This is a genomic window from Streptomyces sp. 11x1 (assembly GCF_032598905.1).
In the GTDB taxonomy this organism is placed as follows: Bacteria; Actinomycetota; Actinomycetes; order Streptomycetales; family Streptomycetaceae; genus Streptomyces.
The window spans coordinates 8,672,898-8,689,908 of the sequence record NZ_CP122458.1 but is presented as its reverse complement, the minus strand read 5'-3'; the positions used below and the strand labels follow the sequence as shown (position 1 = coordinate 8,689,908).

Sequence of the window (17,011 nt, the reverse complement as noted above, 5' to 3'; positions counted from 1 at the left end):
AAGGCTCCGAACATCCGGCTCTGATGAGGAGTAAGAACCCGACATGACCAGTCAGACCACCCTGCAGACCCTGCCTGCCCTGGGGACGCGCCCGGCGTCCGGCTCGAACCCGAGCCGTGCCGAGACCCGGGAGCAGCTCGCCAAGGCGTCGTACGACCTCCTCGTGATCGGCGGCGGCATCCTGGGCATCTCCACCGCCTGGCACGCCGCGCAGTCCGGGCTCAGGGTGGCTCTGGTCGACGCCGGCGACTTCGCCGGCGCCACCTCCTCCGCCTCCTCCAAGCTGCTCCACGGCGGTCTGCGCTACCTGCAGACCGGCGCGGTGAAGCTGGTGGCGGAGAACCACTTCGAGCGCCGTGCGGTCTCCCGCCAGGTGGCCCCCCACCTGGCGAACCCGCTCACGTTCTACCTCCCCGTGTACAAGGGCGGGCCGCACGGCGCGGCGAAGCTCGGGGCGGGCGTCTTCGCCTACTCCGCGCTCTCCGCTTTCGGTGACGGCGTCGGCCACCTCCTCTCCCCCGCCAAGGCGGCGCAGGACGTGCCCGAGCTGCGCACCGACAACCTCAAGGCCGTGGCCGTGTACGGCGACGACCAGATGAACGACTCCCGGATGGCGCTGATGACGGTCCGCGCGGCCGTCGAGTCGGGCGCGGTGGTCCTGAACCACGCCGAGGTCACCGGGCTGCGTTTCACCAAGGGCCGGGTCACCGGCGCGGAGCTGCGCGACCGGCTGTCCGGGGACGAGTTCGGCGTCGACGCGCGGCTGGTGCTGAACGCGACCGGTCCGTGGGTCGACCACCTGCGCCGGATGGAGAACCCGAACGCGGCCCCCTCCATCCGTCTGTCCAAGGGCGCGCACCTGGTGCTGAAGCGGACGGCTCCCTGGAAGGCCGCGCTCGCCACCCCCATCGACAAGTACCGCATCACCTTCGCCCTCCCGTGGGAGGACATGCTGCTGCTCGGTACGACCGACGAGATGTACGAGGGCGACCCGGCGGACGTCGCGGTCACCGAGAAGGACATATCCCAGATCCTGGACGAGGCCGCGTTCTCCATCCGCGACCAGCAGCTCTCCCGCGACCTCATCACCTACTCCTTCGCCGGTCTGCGGGTGCTGCCGGGCGGGCCCGGTGACACCGCGAAGGCCAAGCGGGAGACGGTCGTCACCGAGGGTCGGGGCGGCATGCTGTCCGTCGCGGGCGGCAAGTGGACGACGTTCCGGCACATCGGCCGCACCATCATGAAGAAACTGGAGGCGCTGCCCGGGCACCCGCTGGGCGAGGACTTCGAACCGGTCTCCGCGCTGCCGAAGAAGCTGCCGCTGCCGGGTGTCGCCAACCCGCGCGCGGTCGCCCACCGGCTGCTGGTGGACCGTCCGGCCCCGGGCCCGCGGATGGGTGCCGACACGGCGCGGCACCTGGCCACGCACTACGGTTCCCTGGCCTTCGACATCGCCCGTCTGGCCAACGAGAACCCCGAGCTGGGCGAGCGCGTCCACCCCGACGCGCCCGAGATCTGGGCGCAGGTCGTCTACGCCCGCGACACCGAGTGGGCCGAGACGGCCGACGACGTCCTGCGGCGCCGGACGACGCTGACGATACGGGGCCTGGCCACGGACGAGATCCGCACGAAGGTCCAGGACGTGCTCGACAAGAAGTGACCGACTCTCGGCCCGGCCCCTCCCCTGACCGGGGCCGGCGCCGAGCGGGACGGCCCCCTCCGCTCTGGGGCCGGACCATGCGAAGGGGCGGCTCCCTCTCCTGGGAGCCGCCCCTTCGCGTCTGCCCGGACGATGCTCCTCCTGCCTGTCACCCGCGGACGACGAGGCGCTGGACGGCGGAGACCAGGGCGTCGACGTCACGTACCTCGACCGTCTCGGTGCGCTGCGGCATGACCTCGAAGAACCGCCCGGAATCATGATGGGCGGTGCCGCGGTCGTTCCCTCCGCCGTGCCGCTCGCGAGGCGGCGGCCCGGCCGACCTGAGGGGCTTTGGCCGAAGAGACACGCCGGAGCCCTCATAATGGCCTGATACATCGGATGTCTGAACGATCGAATCAGCCGTAGCGACCGGATCAGCCGGAACGGCCGGAACGATCGGAACGGCCTGACACGACGAGGAGGGGCCGCCATGGCAGTCACCGACGAGGCGATCGAGAAGATCAAGGGCATGATCATCTCCGGCGCGCTGCGCCCCGGCGACCGGCTGCCCAAGGAGAGCGAGCTCGCCGCCGACCTCGGGCTGTCCCGCAACTCCCTGCGCGAGGCCGTGCGCGCCCTGTCGTTGATCCGCATCCTGGACGTGCGGCAGGGCGACGGCACCTATGTGACCAGTCTCGATCCGCAACTCCTGCTGGAGGCGCTGAGCTTCGTCGTCGACTTCCACCGCGACGACACGGTCCTGGAGTTCCTCGCCGTACGCCGGATACTCGAACCGGCGGCGACGGCGATGGCCGCCTTGAAGATCAGCGAGCAGCAACTGGACGCATTGGGGGCCCAGTTGGACAAGCTCGGCACTGATCCGTCGGTGGAGGAGCTGGTCGCCGGCGACCTGGAGTTCCACCGGGGCATCGTGCAAGCCTCAGGGAACTCCGTGCTCTGCTCGCTGCTCGACGGCCTCTCGGGCCCCACCACACGGGCCCGCATCTGGCGCGGACTGACCCAGGAAGACGCCGTCAGCCGGACCCTGCACGAGCACCGGGCCATTCTGGCCGCCCTGCGCGACCGCGACGCCGACGCCGCGCGCTCCTGGGCGACGGTGCACATCGCGAGCGTGGAACAGTGGCTGCGATCGTCGCTGTGAGAAGTTGATCACCTGATGCTCCGGCCGCCGACGCGTGTTTGAGCCGTGCGAACGGGGCAGTGATCCGTTCACTCCCCCGTGCAAGGGGGCTGCGGAGGCCCCCTCGGCACGCCGTAAGGTTGGGGCGTACGCGAGGGCACGTCGGAAGGAGGCGCTGGGTGATCGAGCTGGAGGGGGTTCCCGAGCTGATCGACCCAGTGATGGTGGCCGCGTTCGAAGGCTGGAACGACGCCGGCGACGCCGCCTCCACCGCGGTCGCGCATCTGGACCGGGAATGGAAGGGCGAGGTGTTCGCGGCGCTGGACGCCGAGGACTACTACGACTTCCAGGTGAACCGTCCCACGGTGTGGCTGGACGGCGGGGTACGGAAGATCACCTGGCCGACGACAAGGTTGTCGGTGGTCAGGGTGGGCGGCGACAAGCCCCGCGATCTCGTACTCGTCCGGGGCATCGAGCCGTCCATGCGCTGGCGCTCGTTCTGCAACGAGCTGCTGGGCTTCGCCCATGAGCTGGGCGTGGAGCTGGTGGTCGTGCTGGGCGCGCTGCTCGGCGACACCCCGCACACGCGTCCGGTCCCGGTCAGCGGTGTCACGTCCGACCCGGACCTGGCGCAGCGGATGGACCTGGAGGAGACCAAGTACGAGGGCCCCACGGGCATCGTCGGCATCCTCCAGGAGGCGTGCACGCACGCCGGTGTCCCCGCGGTCTCGCTCTGGGCGGCGGTGCCGCACTACGTGTCGCAGCCACCGAACCCCAAGGCGACGCTGGCCCTCCTGAACCGCCTGGAGGACCTCATCGACGTACGCATCCCGCTGGGTGAGCTGCCCGAGGACGCGCGCGCATGGCAGGTGGGCGTGGACCAGCTGGCGGCGGAGGACAGCGAGGTCGCCGAGTACGTGCAGACGCTGGAGGAGGCCCGGGACACGGCGGAGCTGCCGGAGGCGTCGGGCGAGGCGATCGCTCGCGAGTTCGAGCGGTATCTGCGGCGCCGTGACGGTGGGCCCGGCACCGCCGGTCCGTCCGGGGGGCATGTCACGGCTGACGGGGGTGACGCGGGGGCCGGTGCGTGGAACCCGAAGGAGAACCCCGGTGGCCGTACGCGGCCGCCGAAGCCGGCTCGGCCTGACGCCGCCGACGAGGGCGAGAGCGACGCCGAGGATTCGTCGGAGGAGTAGCACTCCGGGGGACGCCGTTGCTGTGACGCTGCGCGCGATCTGCGAGTTTGTCGTGGCTGGTCGCGCACTGTCCCGCGCCCCTTTCAGGGCGCGGGACAGTGCACCAGGAGTTGTCAGGCGCTCAGCATTTGATCGACACCACCGCGTACGTCGTCTCCGGGGTCGGAGTGGTCGTGAAGCGGGCGTTGGGTAGGTACAGGCGGTTCTTGTGGGCCGCGACCGTCGTCGGGACGTCGAAGTCGGCGTCGCTGAGGCGGCCCTCGAAGATGCCGCTGCGACCGTCGGCCGAGAGGTGGAACACGTCGATCGCGTTCTGCCGGTTCTGCACCACGTAGAGCCGCCGACCGAGCAGCAGCAGGCCGTCGCCGTTGGTGAGGGGGGCCGCGTCGCCCAGGTCGACGAGGGTCGTGACGCCCGTCCTCGGGTTGACCCGGTGGAGTCCGCCCACACCGGACTGGACGACCAGGAGGGCCTTGCCGTCCGGGGTGCGGGTGATGCCGTTGGCGTTGACCGTCTCGCCCGGCGTCTGGGTCCAGGCGCCGCTCAGGGATACCGTGACGACCTCGTCCGGACCCGGCAGCCGGCCGTCACGGCCGAGCGGCAGGGCGTAGAGGGCGGGCTGGAACGAGTCGGTGAACCAGGCCGCGCCCGGGGTGAGGAAGACGCCGTTGGCGAAGGTCGGCGTCCTGGTGGTGAGCGTGTACGAGGCGATGATCGCGCCGGTACGGACGTCCACCACCCGGGCGCCCTGACCGCGCCCGGCGACGAACAGCCGCCCCCTGCCGTCGAGTTTGAGCCCCACGGAGGGCGTACCGGGGCCCGCCGAGACGATGCGGCCCGCGCCGGTGCGCAGGTCGACGCGGTAGATCGAGCCCTCGCCCAGGGAGCCGAGGTAGGCGTAGGGGCCGGTGCCGATGGTGATGCCCTCGGGGCGGAAGCCGTTCGGCAGGGGGATGACGTCGGGCCACGGGTCCCCGGTGGCCGAGCCGGTGGCGGTGGACGCGGCGGAGGCACCGGCGAGTAGCGCGCCGGCGGTCGCGGCCGACGTCGTGAGCAGTCTTCGCCTACTGAGGTGGAGGGCGGGGCGAGCCGAGAGGGAGTGCGGGGGGAGCGGGGGTGCCACTGTGCGTCCCTTCCACGAAGGGACCGGCAGCTGGCCGGTCCGGCTTCAACTGACGTCTGTCACCCCATCACATGCCGACCGGCCCCGCAGCCCTTCGCCCGTCGACCGACAGCGCCTTGACAGCCCGGGGACGACGCGCGGCCGGGATGGTGACGGTCCGGTCGGCTCGGCCGATCAGCTCCTCCCCCGCCCCCCCGAACTGCTGTTCTGGCACCACGTCTTCGTGTCCGGCGCGGCGGGATCCCGCCGCCCGCCCCGCGAGCGGCCCTGCCGCATGGCGACGGGGCGCGTCCTCCGGTCGGAGGACGCGCCCCGTCGATGTCCCTCCGACGCGTGTGGCCTGGGCGACGCGTGCGCCGGGGTCGTTCTTCGGTGACGCCTGTGCAGAGTCGTTACTGCAACGGCTTCACAGGGCCACGCCGAGGAGCGCGTCCACGGCGCGCGACACCACACCGGGCGCGCCCTCGTCCGTGCCGCCCCGCTCCTGCTGGAGGGCGGCCCAGCGGTCGACCGCGGCGAGCGCGGTGGGCGCGTCCAGGTCGTTCGCGAGGGCCTCGCGCATCTCCTCGACCAGGGCCTCGGCGGGCGGCCCGTCGGGCCGGGAGACGGCGGCGCGCCACCGGTCGAGGCGGGCCACGGCGTCCTGGAGCACCTGATCGGTCCACTCCCAGTCGGAGCGGTAGTGGTGGGCGAGGAGCGCGAGCCGTATCGCGGCCGGGTCGACCCCGTCGCGGCGGAGCGCGGAGACGAAGACCAGGTTGCCCTTGGACTTCGACATCTTCTCGCCGTGCAGCGCGACCATCCCGGCGTGGACGTACGCCTTGGCCATGGGGAACTCGCCGGTCAGCGCCTGCGCGTGCGAGGCGCCCATCTCGTGGTGCGGGAAGGCGAGGTCGGAGCCGCCGCCCTGCACGTCGAAGCCCATGCCGAGGTGGTCGAGGGCGATGGCGACGCACTCGATGTGCCAGCCGGGCCTGCCGCGTCCGAGGGAGCCGCCGTCCCAGCTGGGCTCGCCCTCGCGTGCGGCCATCCAGAGCATGGGGTCGAGGGGGTTCTTCTTGCCCGGCCGGTCCGGATCGCCGCCGCGCTCGGCGGAGAGCAGCCGCATCGTGGCCGCGTCGAGGCGCGAGACCTTGCCGAAGTCCGGGTCGGACTCGACGGAGAAGTAGATGTCCCCTTCGAGTTCGTACGCGGCGCCGGAGTCACGGAGCCGTTCGACGAGCGGGACGATGCCGGGGATGGCCTCGACCGCGCCGATGTAGTGGCGGGGCGGGAGCATCCGCAGGGCGGTCATGTCCTCGCGGAAGAGGGCGGTCTCCTTCTCGGCGAGGGCCACCCAGTCGATGGCGTCGCGCTCGGCCCGCTCCAGCAGGGGGTCGTCGATGTCCGTCACGTTCTGGACGTAGTGAACCTGCCGCTTGGTGTCGAGCCACACGCGCTGAACGAGGTCGAACGCGTTGTAGGTCGCCGCGTGACCCATGTGGGTTGCGTCGTACGGGGTGATACCGCAGACGTAGATACGGGCGACGGGACCGGGGTCAAGGGTGATGAGCCCATCGGTCGCGGTGTCGTGGATCCGAAGGTCGCGGCCCTTGCCGGGCAGGGCGGGGACCTCAGAAGCGGGCCAGGCATGCATGCCACGAGCCTAACCCGATCGCTGAGCGGCTATGCCGGGCGCCTGAGCACTCGGGGGTACGCCCTGTTCTGCGACCGCGCCCAGGTAGGTGGCTGATCGCGCAGTTCTCCGCGCCCCTGACGGGGAGCGGGGCCGGCACGGGTGCCCTCAGACCGGGGGCCAGGGGATCGCCGGCCACTCGCCGCTCGGCTCCGGGTGGCGTCCGCTCTTCAGGAGCGCGGCCACCCGTTCGCGCGTGGCGTCCAGTTCGGCCGGTGTGATCAACGCGACGAGTTTCGCCGCCAGCGCCCCGCCCTCCCCGAGCGCGTCCCGCAGCCGCTCCAGGACGTCCACGGCCTCCTCGGTGAGCGTCTCCCCCGCCCAGCCCCACAGCAGCGTCCGCAGCTTGTTCTCGACGCTGAAGGTCACTCCGTGGTCGATGCCGTAGAGCCGTCCCTCCGCGGCGGGCAGGAGGTGCCCGCCCTTGCGGTCGGCGTTGTTGACGACCGCGTCGAGGACGGCGAGCCGCCGCAGCCGCTGGTCGTCGGCGTGCACGAGGAGCGCGGTCTCGCCGTCCCCGACCTCCGCGAAGCCGACGGCCTTCCAGCCTTCCCCGGCCTCCTCGCCGTCGACGAGGGCCAGCAGCTCGGTCCCGGGCACGCCCTCGATCCACAGCTGGCACATGCCCTGCCCGTACGGCCCCTCCCTCAGCACGGTGGGCGGGACGAGCCCCCAGCCGGTCGCCTCGGACACCTCGTACGCGGCGACCTCCCGCTGCGCGAGCGTCCCGTCGGGGAAGTCCCACAGGGGCCGCTCCCCGGCGACGGGCTTGTAGACACAGGCTGCCTCGCGGCCCTCGTGCGCGACCGTGCAGTACAGCACCGCGTTGGACGCCTCCCGCACCTGGCCGCGCACGGTCAGCTCGCCCTCGGCCAGCAAGGTGACCGACTGCTCGACCGACGGGGTGGGCGACGGCTCGGCGGAGGAGGTCACTCCCCGCGCCGGTATCCGTTCTGGCGCGGACATACGTGTCCTTCCGGGTCGAGCGGCAGACTGCACAGCGGGCACGGCGGGCGCCCCGCGTTGACGACGTCGAGCGCGCGCTTGGCGAAGGCGCGGGCCTGGGTGCCGGTGAGGCGGACACGGAGCATCGGCGGGCCGTTCTCCTCGTCCTGGAGCATCCGCTCCTCCGCCTCCGCGAGGTCCTCCTCGGAGTCGGCGTCCAGCTCGACCAGGGCCTGGGCCTCGACGATCATCCGCTCCTCGTCGCCGTCCCAGGCCAGTGCCATGGTGCCGACCCGGAACTCCTCCTCGACGGGGGTCTCCAGCGGTGCCGTGTCCGACACCTCGGTGGGAGCGACGGCCGGCACCGCGGCGCTGCCGCCGCTGCGCCGCACGACCTCGTCCAGCAGTTCGTCCATGCGCTCGGCGAGCGCGGCGACCTGGGTCTTCTCCAGGGCGACGCTGGTGACACGCTGCCCGGAGGAGGCCTGCAGGAAGAAGGTACGGCGCCCGGGCAGCCCGACCGTACCGGCCACGAAGCGGTCCGGGGGGTCGTAGAGGAACACCTGACGGGACACGTCCTGTCTCCATTGGAATCGACGTCGGGACCGACCGCGCCGGCTGCTGAGGGGGTTCAGTGCCGCCGCGACCGCTTCACCCTACTGCGGTTGACGATCACGGTGCCCCCGCACCGCCCCCCACGGTCGCGTCACCGCTCGGGGGCTCCTCGCGCGGCGCCAGGGACGAGAAGTCCCCGGTGTCGCCGAGACGGACGAGAAACGGCCTGAGTCGGGTGTAACGGATCGCGGTGATGGAACACGGTTCGACAGAGATCCGCTGGAAGAGGTCCAGATGAAGTCCGAGTGCGTCGGCGACGAGCGACTTGATGATGTCGCCGTGCGAGCACATCACGTACACGGCGTCGGCACCGTGCTCGCGCTCCACGCGCGCGTTCCACTCGCGGACCGCCTCCGCGGCCCGGTGCTGCATGGCCCGCATCGACTCCCCGCCGGGGAACGCGGCCGCCGTCGGATGCGCCTGGACGACCTCCATCAGCGGCTCGTCGTTCAACTCGGCGAGCTTGCGGCCGGACCAGTCGCCGTAGTCGCACTCGCCGATGCGCTCGTCGGTGTGCGCGGCGAGACCGGGCCGGGCGTCCAGCAGCGGCCGGACCGTCTCCTGGCAACGCTGGAGCGGGCTGGTGACGACCTCGGCGATCGGCAGCCCGGCGAGGCGGCCGGGCAGCGCCGCGGCCTGCGCGGCGCCTCGCTCGTCGAGCGCGACCCCGGGCGTCCACCCGGCGAGCACGCCCTCGGTGTTGGCGGTGGAACGTCCGTGCCGGACAAGGATCAACGTGGGCATGCGCCCCAGCCTAGACGCCCGCCCGACGCACGCCCCCGGCCCTGTGGACAACGCTCCGTGCACAAGGCTCCGTGCACAGGGCTCCGTGGACAAGGCCCTGCGAAAGGAACTCCCCGTGATCGTCGACTGCGCCGTCTACCGCGACGGGCACCGCACCGAGGGCCCCGACGACCTCTCCGACGCCCGTGCCTCGGGCGGCTTCGTGTGGATCGGCCTGCACGAGCCGTCGGAGAAGGAGTTCGCCCTGGTCACCGAGGAGTTCGCACTGCATCCGCTGGCCGTGGAGGACGCCCTGAAGGCCCACCAGCGGCCCAAGCTGGAGGTGTACGACGACTCGCTGTTCATGGTCCTCAAGCCGGTCGTGTACGAGCCGGCCAGTGACACCGTGACCAGCGGTGAGGTGATGGTCTTCCTCGGCCACGCCTTCGTCGTGACCGTCCGCCACGGCGACGGCTCCCCCCTGGGGGTCGTACGACGGCGCCTGGAGCAGGAGCCCGAACTGCTCGGGAAGGGGCCCACGTCCGTGCTGTACGCGATCACGGACGCCACGGTCGACCACTATCTGGAGGTGGCGACCGAGCTCCAGACCGACCTGGAGGAACTGGAGACGGAGGTCTTCTCCCCCGACGTCGGCGGCTCACGGAACACGGCGTCCCGGATCTACACCTTCAAACGCCAGGTCCTGGAGTTCCGCCGCGCCACCGGCCCGCTCGCCGCACCGCTCGTCCGGCTGTCGGGCACCGGCACCTCCACCCTCGCGGTGCCCTTCGTCGAGGAGAAGACCCAGCCCTTCTTCCGTGACGTCAACGACCACCTCACCCGCGTCAACGAGTCCGTCGAGGGCCTGGACCGGTTGGTCTCCGACATCCTCTCCGCCCATCTCGCGCAGATGAGCCTCCGCCAGAACGACGACATGCGGAAGATCTCGGCCTGGGCGGCGATGGCCGCGATCCCGACGATGGCCGCCGGTGTCTACGGCATGAACTTCGAGCACATGCCCGAACTGCGCTGGGTGTGGTCGTACCCGGCGCTGATGGCGCTGATGGTCATGACGGAGGTGCTGGTGTACCGGCTCTTCAAGCGGCGGGGCTGGCTGTAGCCCTGAGGACCCCACGCAGCCGTGTGCCGCTCCTCGTGCCGTACGCGCGCGTGGGCGAGCATCGGCGCCCCACGCGCGCGTACGGGTGCGCGAGGCGCTCAGGCGAACTCCGGGGCCGCGGTCGCCGGTCCGCCCAGGGCGTCACGGCGTTCCGGCATCGCCAGGGTCACCATGCGGCGCCAGCCGAAGGCCCGCTCGTAGGCGTACACGGCGTGGATGCCCGCCGCGAGGACGGCGGCCTTCGCCTTCGGCCAGCCGAGGACGCGCCCCATGCGGTCCATCACGGCGAGGCTGACGTCCCGGTACACGGCGATCTCGGCGAGGGCGCACTCGCGCAGGGTCCGCTGGATCAGGCGGCCGTGTCCGGCGGCCGCGTAGCGCAGCAGTTCCTCGTGGGTGTACGCGAGGTGGTTGTCCTCGTCGTCGGAGATCATCCGGACGGCCTTGCCGATCTCGGGGTGGTCCGCGAAGTGCTTGCGGAGCATCACCATCTGGTCGGCGGCTCGCTGTTCGGTGATCCGGCTGTGGGACAGGTAGACGATGATGTCGCGCAGCGTCAGGGCCTGGTCGGCCTTGAGCTTCTCGTGCGCGAGGCCGATGCCGCGGCGTTCGAGGAGCATCGTGTAGTCGGTCTCGGGCGGGACCTCCACCGGTCGGAGGCCGCGCTTCTTCATGAGGGCGTTGAAGATCCGCCCGTGTTTGTCCTCGTCCGCGCCGTGGCGGGTGATCTTCGGTGCGAGTGCGCGCTCGCTCTGCGGGACGAGCGCCGCGATGCGCGCGTTCTCCCAGCCGCCCTGTGTCTCGCCGCTGGCGGCGATCGAACAGAACAGCCGGAACGACTCGTCGTTGTCGACGATCTCCTGGAAGAGACTCTTGGCCGAAAGCATCTGAGGCACCTCTCTGCAGGGGTCCTGGCAGGGGTCCTGCAGAAAACGAGTCAAATGGGGTATCAGGAGCCGGGCAACAGCTGTGTCGGACAAATCCGCCGAACGAAGGATGCCGGGGCGGCGCGAACGCGTAACCGAGCGGGTCGCGCCGCGTTGTCCTCCGTGACGGCCGTGGCGGGGAAGACCCCCGAGCCCCCACCACGGCCGCGGAACTTTCCGAGCCCCCGGTCCGGCCGATTCCTGCCGGTTCCGGCGCGCGTCGGACGCTGCTCCGTTCGGGTTACGCGAGCCCGGCCAGCTCCATGGCCTCGGTGCCGGCCCGGAGCGAAGCGATCCGCTCGTCCAGGGTGAACCCCGCGGGGGCGAGGGTGAGGGTGGTGACCCCGGCCGCGGCGTAGGCCTTCATCCGGTCGGCGATGCGCTCCACCGACCCGAGCAGCGTGGTCTGGTCGATCAGCTCGTGCGGAATGGCCGCCGCGGCCCCGGTCTTGTCGCCCGCCAGGTACTTGTCCTGGATCTCGGCCGCCTCCTTCTCGTACCCCATGCGCTGGGCGAGCTGGTTGTAGAAGTTCTGCTTGCGGCTGCCCATGCCGCCGACGTACAGCGCGGTGTACGGGCGGAAGGTGTCGGCGAGCGTCGCCACATCCTTGTCGGCGCCGACGGCGAGAGGCAGGGTCGGGCAGACGTCGAACCCTTCGAGGGTCTTGCCGGCCTTCTCCCGTCCCGCCCGCAGGTACTTGATCGCCGTGTCCTCCAGGTGCGCGGCCGAGGGGAAGATCAGCAGGGCGCCGTCGGCGATCTCGCCGGTCTGCTCCAGGTTCTTCGGGCCGATCGCGGCGATGTACAGCGGGATGTGCTCACGGGTGGGGTGCACGGTCAGCTTCAGCGGCTTGCCGGGGCCGCCGGGCAGCGGCAGCGTCCAGTGCTCGCCGTCGTGCGACAGGCGCTCACGGGTCATCGCCTTGCGGACGATCTCCACGTACTCGCGGGTGCGGGCGAGCGGCTTGTCGAACTTGACCCCGTACCAGCCCTCCGAGACCTGCGGCCCGGAGACGCCGAGGCCGAGGCGGAAGCGGCCGCCGGAGAGCGAGTCCAGCGTCGCGGCGGTCATCGCGGTCATCGCGGGCTGGCGGGCCGGGATCTGGAAGATGGCGGAGCCCACGTCGATGCGGTCGGTCTTGGCGGCGACCCAGCTGAGCACCGTGGCGGCGTCCGAGCCGTAGGCCTCCGCCGCCCAGCAGACCGCGTACCCCAGGCGGTCGGCCTCCTGGGCCACGGCCAGGTTGTCCCCATCCATTCCGGCGCCCCAGTAGCCGAGGTTGATCCCGAGCTTCATATAGACCCGCCTTCCCTTACCGATCAGTAACGTCTTTGTCCCGCCGACCATACCGGGCTGTGCCGCGCCGGCGTTCGGGAGACGGAGGGTGTGTGGCGCGTGCGGGCGAGTGGGGCCTGTGGACAACCGAACGCTCCTTGGGGAAATCCGTTGTCCACAGGCCCCCACACGGCGAACCGTGGCCAGTAATCTCGGCGTTCATGGAGCAGAGGCATCTCGGCCGTACCGGCCTGCGCGTGTCCCGGATCGGGCTCGGCACCCTGACGTGGGGCCGCGACACGGACGAGCATGACGCCGCGGACATGTTGAAGGTGTTCTGGGAGGCGGGCGGCACCCTCGTGGACACGGCCGACGTCTACGGGGACGGCGAAGCCGAATATCTGCTCGGGCAGTTGATGGACGGGCTGGTGCCCCGCCGCGACCTGGTCATCTCCACGAAGGCCGGCAGCGTCCCTGACCCCGACCGCCGTTTCGACGGTTCCCGGGGCCATCTGCTCGCCGCCCTGGACGCCTCCCTCGCCCGCCTCGGCACGGACTACGTCGACCTCTGGCACATCCACGCCTACGACCCCGAGACACCGCTCGACGAGACGCTCCAGGCCCTCGACCTGGCCGTCAGCAGCGGCCGGGCCCGGTACGTCGGCGTCTCCAACTTCTGCGGCTGGCAGCTGGCGAAGGCGGCCACCTGGCAGCTCGCGGCCCCCGGCATACGCACCCGCCTGGCCAGTACGCAGCTGGAGTACTCCCTGCTGCAACGAGGCGTCGAGCGCGAGGTGCTGCCCGCCGCGCTGGACCTGGGCGTCGGCCTGCTCCCCTCGTCGCCGCTGGGGCGTGGGGTGCTGACCGCCAAATACCGCCACATCACGCCCCCCGACTCCCGGGGCGGCTCCGAGCACATGGCGCCGTTCGTCGCGCCCTACCTCGACGAGACGGCGACCAGCATCGTGGAGGCGGTGCAGACCGCCGCGGACGGTCTCGCCGTGACCCCGCTCCAGGTAGCCCTCGCCTGGGTGCGCGACCGGCCCGGCGTGGCCGCGCCCATCATCGGCGCGCGCAACGCGCTGCAGCTCTCGGGGTCATTGTCAGTGGAGACCCTTAGTCTTCCTGACGAGATCTGCCGGGCTCTCGACGATGTGTCGGCGCCCGTGCACCGCTATCCCGATCACGACTGGAGCACGCTGTGAGCACGGAGCCCGCGACCACGGGGACGGACGAGCCGGGGGGCCAGGGCGACACCACGCGCTCCGACGCACCCGACGACGCAACCGCCGGGAGCACTCCGGAAGGCTCCGCCGACACCGACGACTCGGGCGCACCCGAAAGCGCCTCCGAAGCCTCCGGAGACCCGTCCGAAGGCGCATCCGAGTCATCCGGAGACGCATCCGAAAGCGCCTCCGAAGTCTCCGAGGCGCAGGCCGAGTTGGCGGCCCAGCGGCTTGAGCGGGACCGGATCGAGCGGCGCAGGGCGGAGAAGAAGGAACCGATCACGAGCGGGGCCAAGCTCAGCGGGACGGCCGCCGATCTGCTGGCCGCCGTACGGGCCGTGGAGGGCGGCCGAAAGCCCACGGCCACCGTCTTCGACGAGCCGGAGCCCACGCCGCGTCGGCCCGCACCGGAACCGGCGCGGCGACCGCAGCCCGTGGCGCCCCCGGTCGGTGCGGCGGTTCCGTCGGGCGAGACCGTCGAGGCGGTGCGCGCGGTGCTGGCCGAGGGCGGTGCTCCTCAGGCGCTGGTGCCGCAGGTGGCCGAGGCGCTCGGCGAGGGCGCGGGCGCCCTGCTGCGCGAGGATCCCTGGCAATTGCTGCGCGTTCCGGGCGTACGGCCCGAGCAGGCGGACGGGTTCGCGCGGGCCCTGCTCGGCGCCGAGTGCGGCCCGGACGACGAGCGGCGGGGCCGGGCGGTCACCGTCTGGCTGCTGGAGCAGGCCGCCGTGGCCGGGCACACGGCGCTTGAGGCCCCGGCCCTGGTCGGCGCGCTCGGCCGGCGTTCCGTCCCCGACCCCGACGAGGCCGTCCAGAGCACCGTGGCCGAGGGCGAGGCCCTGGTGTTCCAGGACGCCCTGGACGACGCCCCGGCCGCGCAACGTTCCACACCGCCCCCCGGACCGGCCGCCGGCTCTCCGGCCGACGACGAGGGCGAGGACGACGAGGCCGAGGAGGAGCGCCCGGTCCGCGTCCTCATCGGGCTGGAGCGGTACGCCCTCGCCGAGGAGAGCCTCGCCGACGGCCTCGCCCGCGTCATGAACTCTCTGCCCAAGGACGATCCGGCCGACTGGTCCTCGGCGGCCGCGTCGGCGCCGCGTTCCGCCGCCGAGCTGATCCACGCCGTCGCGGGCCACGGACTCGTGCTGCACACCGGCGGCGAGGCGGCCCGCGCGGAACCGGCGGCGCTCGTCACGGCCGCCCGGTCGCTCGGACTGCGGGCGTACGCGGCGACGCACAGCGCGGACGGTGTGCGCCGCTTCGCCGCGCAGTTGGGCTCCGCCGACGGCGGGGACACCGCCGAGGGGGGCGACACCGCCGTGGCGACCCTCGCCGGGCTGCTGTCCGGCGCCGAGGGACCGGGCCGTGACGTGGAGGGCGCGCTCGACCTGGATCTGCTCGTGGTGCTGGACGCGCCCCAGTTGGACGTCGAGACCGCCGCGCTGCTCGTCGAGTCGTTGCCCGACGGTTCCCGGCTGGTGCTCAGCGGCGACCCGGGAGTGCTCTGGTCCGCCGGGCCCGGCCGGGTCTTCGCCGATCTGCTCGCCGCCCGGACCTGCCCGCAGGTGGCCTCGCGGACACCCGACCCCGGGCCGATCGGTGAACTGGTCTCCGGCATCGGCATCGGCGAGCTGAACCAGGTCGACACGCCCGGCAAGGAGGTCGTGATCGTGCCGGTGCGGGACGCCGGTGAGGCCGTGCACCGGACCGCGCAGCTCGTCGTGGACTCGGTGCCGAGGGCGTTCGGGATCCCGGCCGAACAGGTCCAGGTGATCACCCCCGGGCACGGGGGCGCCGCCGGTACGCGTGCGCTGAACGCCGCGCTCAAGGAGCGGCTGAACCCCGGTCCGGGCCGTTTCGGCGGCTTCGACCCGGGCGACCGTGTGGCCCACTCCCCTGCGCCGGGTCGTACGACCCCCGGCCGGGTCGTGAAGGCCGACGCCGAGGGGCTGCACCTGGAGTGCGCGGGTGCGGCCGTGGTCGTCCCGAAGGAGCGGGTGGAGCAGACCGTGCGGCACGGGTGGGCGCTGACCGCGCACCAGGCCGTGGGTCACCGGTGGCCGGCGGCGGTGGTGGTGCTGCCGGGTGACGCGGCGCAGGCCCTCACGCGCCCCTGGGTCTACACGGCCTTCGGCCGCGCCGAGCGGCACCTGTCCGTCGTGCACGGGGTGGAGCAGGCCCTGCCCCGCGCGGTCGCCGAGATCCCCGCGAAGCCACGCACCACCCGGCTGCCGGCACTGCTCAAGACCCAGGTGCCGTCGGCCGATTGACAACGCGTGTCCCCAGGGCGGCCCGCGCGGGGCCGCCTTCAGGGGCGCGGGGCCGACCTTCAATGGGCGCGGGGAACTGCGCGAGCGACCCCGCGCGGCCCGAGGCCGCCCGACGGCGGACGCCCCGAGCTCCGAGGCGCCCCGCCCCCTGGGCCCCTACCGGTCCACGTCCAGCGGTTCCAGATCCTCGTCCTCGTCCAGCTCCGCCGCGAGCGTGACGTCGTCGAGGTCGTCGTCGTCCGGCTCGTCGTCGAAGACCGCGCTGACGTCGAAGCGGCAGACGACCTGCTGCCCGTCGACCCCTTCGAAGGGTGCCTCCAGCCACTCACCGGGCTCGGCGGCGTCGTCCGCGGCGGTCACCCAGAGCGTGGAGTCCCCTTCCTCCAGACCGAACTCCTTGTGCCGGGAGGCGATCTCGTCCGGTTCGAACTCCCCGAACAGCACGCCGAGGGCGCCGAGCACCGTGCTCGCCGCCCCGCCGGTGCCGGCCGGCTCCTCCGCCGCCTCCACGCGTTGCGCCTGCGCCAGCAGCCGCTGCGGCTCGCCCACCGTGTAGTCCCGGCGGATCAGCACACTGAGCGCGCCGGGCTCGTCGGGGCCGATGTACGGCGGCCTGTCCTCGGTGCCGGGGATCTCGAAGGGAGTGACCTCGTCATAGCGGTCGTAGAGCAGTTCGTCGTACTCCTCGGCGGCCGCGGCCAGCTCGTTGAACGCCTCGTAGACGGCCGGGTCGTCCTCCCCCGACCGGCGTTCGACCGCCGCCAGGTGGCGGTCGAGCGCGGTCTTGACCGCCTCGGCGGCGGCGCGTACCTCGGCAGCGGTGGGCTGCGCAGCATCAGACATAGTGCAGACGCTATCCGTACCGGGCCCCAGCCCGCACAATAGATACCGATGCCGGAATACGAATTTGTCGACGTGTACGTACCGCGCGGGGTCTCCCGCAAGGACGCCACACGCCTGCTGACGGACCATGCCGAGTACGGACACTGGGAGTTGGACCGACTGAGCCTGCTGCGTGACGGCAGCCGCAGGGTGCGGTTGCGCCGACGGATCATCCGCCAGGTGCGCGCCACATGGTGACTGGGCGCAACGAAACGGAGCGGGCCCCGCTGGTGCGGGGCCCGCTCCGTTCGGTGGAC

General features: G+C 72.1%; 16 protein-coding genes. 7 read left to right on the top strand and 9 right to left on the bottom strand.

What is annotated here, in order from left to right:
* The first annotated feature begins 43 nt into the window (after window positions 1–43).
* Window positions 44–1,660 (top strand): glycerol-3-phosphate dehydrogenase/oxidase, encoded by a 1,617-nt coding sequence (locus tag P8T65_RS38165; RefSeq protein ID WP_316729877.1) that lies wholly within the window; start codon window positions 44–46, stop codon window positions 1,658–1,660.
* 148 nt (window positions 1,661–1,808) lie between these two features.
* Here P8T65_RS38165 and P8T65_RS38160 read toward each other — a convergent pair whose 3' ends face one another.
* Entirely contained in the window at window positions 1,809–2,006 is a 198-nt protein-coding gene (locus P8T65_RS38160) for a hypothetical protein (RefSeq protein ID WP_316729876.1), read from the bottom strand.
* 123 nt (window positions 2,007–2,129) lie between these two features.
* On the opposite strand from P8T65_RS38160, the gene P8T65_RS38155 reads away from it, so the two are divergent.
* Window positions 2,130–2,801: a FadR/GntR family transcriptional regulator gene (locus P8T65_RS38155; RefSeq protein WP_184896099.1), complete on the top strand. Its 672-nt coding sequence runs from the start codon at window positions 2,130–2,132 to the stop codon at window positions 2,799–2,801.
* A 158-nt stretch (window positions 2,802–2,959) separates the two neighbouring features.
* A complete protein-coding gene (locus P8T65_RS38150; protein WP_316729873.1) occupies window positions 2,960–3,976 on the top strand; it encodes a PAC2 family protein in 1,017 nt (338 codons plus the stop codon).
* 121 nt (window positions 3,977–4,097) lie between these two features.
* Here the strand turns inward: P8T65_RS38150 and P8T65_RS38145 are convergent, their stop codons facing one another.
* The 5 genes from P8T65_RS38145 to P8T65_RS38125 form a co-directional block, all read right to left on the bottom strand.
* Complete coding sequence (locus tag P8T65_RS38145; protein WP_316729872.1) at window positions 4,098–5,099, bottom strand: superoxide dismutase; 1,002 nt, start codon at window positions 5,097–5,099, stop codon at window positions 4,098–4,100.
* A 406-nt stretch (window positions 5,100–5,505) separates the two neighbouring features.
* Entirely contained in the window at window positions 5,506–6,735 is a 1,230-nt protein-coding gene (gene mshC / locus P8T65_RS38140; RefSeq protein WP_316729871.1) for a cysteine--1-D-myo-inosityl 2-amino-2-deoxy-alpha-D-glucopyranoside ligase, read from the bottom strand.
* 147 nt (window positions 6,736–6,882) lie between these two features.
* A complete protein-coding gene (locus P8T65_RS38135; RefSeq protein ID WP_316729870.1) occupies window positions 6,883–7,740 on the bottom strand; it encodes an SCO1664 family protein in 858 nt (285 codons plus the stop codon).
* A complete protein-coding gene (locus P8T65_RS38130) occupies window positions 7,704–8,294 on the bottom strand; it encodes a DUF3090 domain-containing protein (protein ID WP_033531640.1) in 591 nt (196 codons plus the stop codon). The genes P8T65_RS38135 and P8T65_RS38130 overlap by 37 nt, the downstream gene beginning before the upstream one ends.
* A 97-nt stretch (window positions 8,295–8,391) precedes the next feature.
* Entirely contained in the window at window positions 8,392–9,078 is a 687-nt protein-coding gene (locus tag P8T65_RS38125) for a histidine phosphatase family protein (protein WP_316729869.1), read from the bottom strand.
* 115 nt (window positions 9,079–9,193) lie between these two features.
* Here P8T65_RS38125 and P8T65_RS38120 point away from each other — a divergent pair, with 115 nt between their 5' ends.
* Window positions 9,194–10,177: a magnesium and cobalt transport protein CorA gene (locus tag P8T65_RS38120; RefSeq protein ID WP_316729868.1), complete on the top strand. Its 984-nt coding sequence runs from the start codon at window positions 9,194–9,196 to the stop codon at window positions 10,175–10,177.
* 98 nt (window positions 10,178–10,275) lie between these two features.
* On the opposite strand, the gene P8T65_RS38115 is transcribed toward P8T65_RS38120, so the two are convergent.
* Window positions 10,276–11,064, bottom strand: a complete 789-nt coding sequence (locus tag P8T65_RS38115) for a ferritin-like domain-containing protein (protein ID WP_316729866.1) — start codon at window positions 11,062–11,064, stop codon at window positions 10,276–10,278.
* Window positions 11,065–11,344: 280 nt separating this feature from the next.
* On the bottom strand, window positions 11,345–12,400 hold the full coding sequence (locus P8T65_RS38110; RefSeq protein ID WP_316729864.1) for an LLM class F420-dependent oxidoreductase: 1,056 nt from the start codon (window positions 12,398–12,400) through the stop codon (window positions 11,345–11,347).
* Window positions 12,401–12,600: 200 nt separating this feature from the next.
* On the opposite strand from P8T65_RS38110, the gene P8T65_RS38105 reads away from it, so the two are divergent.
* Window positions 12,601–13,584, top strand: a complete 984-nt coding sequence (locus P8T65_RS38105; protein ID WP_316729863.1) for an aldo/keto reductase — start codon at window positions 12,601–12,603, stop codon at window positions 13,582–13,584.
* Window positions 13,581–15,872, top strand: coding sequence for a helix-hairpin-helix domain-containing protein (locus P8T65_RS38100; protein ID WP_316729862.1), 2,292 nt, complete (start codon window positions 13,581–13,583; stop codon window positions 15,870–15,872). The genes P8T65_RS38105 and P8T65_RS38100 overlap by 4 nt, the downstream gene beginning before the upstream one ends.
* A 156-nt stretch (window positions 15,873–16,028) precedes the next feature.
* Here the strand turns inward: P8T65_RS38100 and P8T65_RS38095 are convergent, their stop codons facing one another.
* The gene (locus P8T65_RS38095; protein WP_316729861.1) at window positions 16,029–16,715 is read right to left on the bottom strand and encodes a hypothetical protein; all 687 of its coding nucleotides are present in this window, start codon (window positions 16,713–16,715) and stop codon (window positions 16,029–16,031) included.
* Window positions 16,716–16,763: 48 nt separating this feature from the next.
* Between P8T65_RS38095 and P8T65_RS38090 the strand changes: the two genes are divergently transcribed.
* Window positions 16,764–16,952 (top strand): DUF5703 family protein, encoded by a 189-nt coding sequence (locus tag P8T65_RS38090; protein WP_005485166.1) that lies wholly within the window; start codon window positions 16,764–16,766, stop codon window positions 16,950–16,952.
* Window positions 16,953–17,011: the final 59 nt, after the last annotated feature.